The organism is Acidithiobacillus sp. TH-A36 (genome assembly GCF_057473445.1).
The window spans coordinates 1-3,877 of record NZ_JBYCKP010000215.1 but is presented as its reverse complement, the minus strand read 5'-3'; the positions used below and the strand labels follow the sequence as shown (position 1 = coordinate 3,877).

Here is a 3,877-nt window from a genome sequence, read left to right as displayed (position 1 = left end):
CAGGGAGGTAGTCGATGATGAAAGGTGGTTTGGGAAATATCATGAAACAGGCGCAGCAACTCCAGGATCGCCTGCAAAAAACCCAGGAAGAACTGGCTCATATTGAAGTCCAGGGACATGCCGGCGGTAATCTGGTGGAGGTCGTCATGACCTGTCGCCATGATGTGCGCAAGGTGCGAATTGATCCCTCGTTGCTGGCGGATAATGATCAGGAAATGCTGGAAGATCTGGTGGCTGCAGCGATCAATGATGCCGTACGCAATGCTGAAAAGGTCAGTGCCGAACGGATGTCGGAAGTGACGGGCGGAATGAATATTCCAGGCATGAATCTGCCTTTCTGATATGGCCGATGTTCCGAGTATGGAGGCTTTGGAGGCGCTGTTAAGGCGCCTTCCCGGTATTGGGCCGCGTTCTGCACAGCGCATCTGCTACGATCTGCTGGTGCGCAAACGCAGCCTGCTCCCCCAATTGGCCGCTGCATTTGAACGCGCACACGCCACAGTGCGTTTTTGCGAGCGCTGCAATAACCTCAGCGAAGCCCCTTTGTGTGGGGTTTGTCTAGGTGCGCATCGGGACCATTCGCAGCTGTGCATTGTGGAATCACCCGCAGATTTACGCGCCATTGAAGATACGGGCGTGTTCAGCGGGGATTTTTTTGTGCTGATGGGCCATTTGTCGCCTCTGGATGGTATTGGTCCGGAGGCTCTGCATCTGGATCGTCTCAGTGAGCGTTTGGCAGAAGCGGGTCTGCAGGAGGTGATATTTGCCACCAACCCCACTCTGGAAGGTGAGGCCACTGCCCAGTTTCTGGCAGATTTGGTGCCTGCAGGCATTACCATCAGTCGTATTGCCCACGGCGTTCCGGTGGGCGGTGAACTGGAATATGTAGATCGTGGCACACTCGGACGGGCGCTGCATGGACGCCGCCTGCTGGATGAATAGTTAAAACAAAACATTTGATAGAGGAAGAAGTCGTATGCTGGCTACGGGTGTGACGCCTCCGGGCGGTAATGTATTTTTTTTACTGATGGGTGCCATTCTGGTTTTTGCCATGCATGGCGGCTTTGCCTTTCTGGAACTGGGGACCGTGCGCCGGCGCAGTCAGGTCAATGCTTTGGTCAAAATCCTCAGTGACTTTGGCATTTCGACCATTGTGTATTTTTTTATTGGTTATCATATTGCTTACGGCATCAGTTTTTTCGGAAACGTGCAAACCCTGACTGCCGGCGATCATGGTTTTGAAATGGTGCGTTTTTTCTTTCTGCTGACCTTTGCGGCAGCCGTACCCGCCATCATTTCCGGAGGCATTGCCGAGCGCGCCCGTTTTTATCCGCAATTGCTGGCTACGGCTTTTCTGGTCGGCCTGGTGTATCCCTTTTATGAAGGTATCGTCTGGGATAACAATTACGGCATTCAGGCCTGGTTTACGCAGACCTTTGGTGCGCCTTTTCATGATTTCGCCGGTTCGGTAGTAGTTCATGCCATGGGTGGCTGGATGGCCCTGATGGCCGTCTGGTTATTGGGACCGCGCCGGGGGCGCTATGGTAAGGATGGTACGGTGCATGCCATGCCGCCTTCCAATATTCCTTTTCTGGCCTTGGGCTCCTGGATTCTGATCATCGGCTGGTTTGGATTTAATGTGATGAGCGCCCAGCAGTTGGCTCAGGTTCAGGGTCTGGTGGCCCTGAATTCTCTCATGGCCCTGGTGGGTGGCATGCTCGCCGCTCTGGCCGTTGGCAAGGGCGATCCGGGTTTTGTGCATAACGGAGCATTGGCAGGGCTGGTGGCTATTTGTGCCGGATCGGATGTGGTCCAGCCCATCGGGGCTCTGGCCATTGGTGCCATAGCCGGGATTATTTTTGTGTATTTATTTACCTTTGTACAACACCGACTGCGCCTGGACGATGTGCTCGGAGTCTGGCCTTTGCATGGCGTTTGCGGTGTCTGGGGTGGCTTGGCCGTGGGAATTTTCGGCCTGAAAATGCTGGGCGGTGCTGGGGGAGTCAGTTTCTGGTCGCAACTGCTGGGCACCAGTTTGGGGGTTTTGATTGCGCTGGTGGGTAGCGGAGTGGTTTACGGCACCATCAAGGCTTTCATTGGGATTCGCCTGGATGCCGAGGCGGAATATGCCGGTCCAGATTTGAGTATTCACCATGTCAGCGCGTATCCTGAGGAGGATATTGAGAGGGCCTGAACGTGGACGATGACTTTGTTGCATTGACTTGGGAGAGTCTGCCAAAAATACCGAAAAGGTCTCCTGATGCACATAAAGGTCGTTTTGGTCATGTTTTTGTACTGGGTGGCGCGCCAGGAATGGGCGGAGCACTGGCTTTGGCAGCTGCGGCCGCTTACCGGATTGGGGCAGGGCTGGTGACCGCCGTGGGTCATCCTTCCGCAGTTCCTTATCTGGCTTCCGCTCTTCCGGAAGCGACCTGGTGGGACTGGCCCCCGAGTTTCTCTGCGTTACCGGACAATGCGGTACTCGCCGTGGGGCCCGGTCTGGGGCAGGGGCTGGCAGCGCATGATATGCTGACTGAGGTCGGGAGTTTGCGCATTCCCCAGGTCTGGGATGCGGATGCCCTCAATATTCTCGCGCGTTTTGGTGTGCCGTTGCTCAGTGTGCAGGCTGTTCGGCTGTTTACCCCGCATCCAGGTGAAGCGGCCCGTCTGCTGGCAATGCAGCTTCCTGACGTTCAGCTGGACCGGATAGGGGTAATACATGCGCTGCAATCCCGCTATGGCGGGCATTGGGTTTTGAAGGGGCAGCACAGTCTGATGTTGGGTGAAACAGCGCGCTGTTATTGTCCCTGGGGAAATCCGGGAATGGCTACCGGCGGCAGCGGCGATGTATTGACCGGGGTGCTGGCGGGGTTGCTGGCCCAAGGTATATCGGCCGATGAAGCCTTGATTCTGGGGGTTGCCATTCATGCCCTCGCCGGAGATCGTGCGGCCCGACGTTTGGGAGAAGAATGTCTGCTGGCCAGCAATATTCTCGAAGAACTACCTTTTGTCATACAGGAGTTGAATGCCATCCATGTCCGAAACTGAAATGCTGAAAGCCTGGGACCGCCGTTATTTTTGGCATCCCTTCACTCAGATGCAATGTTATGGTGATGATGATCCCTGGATTATCGAGAGGGCGGAAGGCCATTATTTGTATGATGTGGATGGCGCACGTTGCCTGGATGCGGTGGCGAGCCTTTGGTGTAATGTGCATGGTCATCGCCATCCGCGCCTTGATGCTGCCCTTCTGGAGCAGTTGGGAAAAGTCGCGCATACCACTGCCCTGGGCGCCAGCAATCCACCGGCTATCCGTCTCGCCCAAAAGCTGGTTGAGTGCACTCCAGAATCTCTGCAACATTGTTTTTTCAGTGAAGATGGTTCCGAGGCGGTAGAAGTGGCTATTAAAATGGCTGCGCAGTACTGGGCCAACATCGGACGTCCGCAAAAGCATCTTTTTTTGACCCTCGATAACGCTTATCACGGCGATACGGTGGGAGCTGTTTCAGTGGGCGGATTTCCGCTTTTTCATGAAGTGTATGGTAATTTGCTGTTCCCGACGCGCCGGTTGCCCAGCCCTTATGTGCTGCAATGGGAACAATGCCAGGGAGATGCCGGGCAGGCAGCCAAGCTCTGGCTGAATACTCTGGAAACCGTTTTGCTGGCCGAAAAAGACCATATTGCCGCTTTGATTCTGGAAGGCGGCGTGCAGGGTGCAGCCGGTATATTGCCTTTTCCACCCGGGGTCTTGTCGGGCGCACAAAAGCTCTGTAATACCCATGAGGTCCTCCTTGTTGTTGACGAGGTAGCCACTGGCTTTGGTCGCAGCGGCCAGTTGTTCTCCTGCCAAAGAGAACAGGTCGAACCCGACTTGCTG

General features: G+C 55.2%; 5 protein-coding genes. All 5 read left to right on the top strand.

Going from position 1 to position 3,877, the window contains the following annotated elements; genetic code table 11:
* The first annotated feature begins 14 nt into the window (after window positions 1-14).
* Complete coding sequence (locus tag AC2VLY_RS05645) at window positions 15-341, top strand: YbaB/EbfC family nucleoid-associated protein (protein ID WP_486921915.1); 327 nt, start codon at window positions 15-17, stop codon at window positions 339-341.
* Window position 342: 1 nt separating this feature from the next.
* Window positions 343-942, top strand: a complete 600-nt coding sequence (recR, locus tag AC2VLY_RS05640; RefSeq protein WP_193650000.1) for a recombination mediator RecR — start codon at window positions 343-345, stop codon at window positions 940-942.
* A 34-nt stretch (window positions 943-976) separates the two neighbouring features.
* Window positions 977-2,194, top strand: a complete 1,218-nt coding sequence (locus AC2VLY_RS05635) for an ammonium transporter (protein ID WP_193649999.1) — start codon at window positions 977-979, stop codon at window positions 2,192-2,194.
* A 2-nt stretch (window positions 2,195-2,196) separates the two neighbouring features.
* Complete coding sequence (locus AC2VLY_RS05630) at window positions 2,197-3,048, top strand: NAD(P)H-hydrate dehydratase (protein ID WP_486921914.1); 852 nt, start codon at window positions 2,197-2,199, stop codon at window positions 3,046-3,048.
* On the top strand, window positions 3,035-3,877 hold an 843-nt coding region (locus AC2VLY_RS05625; protein ID WP_486921913.1), incomplete at its 3' end, for an aminotransferase class III-fold pyridoxal phosphate-dependent enzyme. The genes AC2VLY_RS05630 and AC2VLY_RS05625, both read left to right, overlap by 14 nt.

Bases quoted from the DNA above. Each gene is read 5' to 3' on its own strand.
- AC2VLY_RS05645 (WP_486921915.1), top strand. From the start codon at position 15: ATGATGAAAGGTGGTTTGGGAAATATCATGAAACAGGCGCAGCAACTC.
- recR (WP_193650000.1), top strand. From the start codon at position 343: ATGGCCGATGTTCCGAGTATGGAGGCTTTGGAGGCGCTGTTAAGGCGC.
- AC2VLY_RS05635 (WP_193649999.1), top strand. From the start codon at position 977: ATGCTGGCTACGGGTGTGACGCCTCCGGGCGGTAATGTATTTTTTTTA.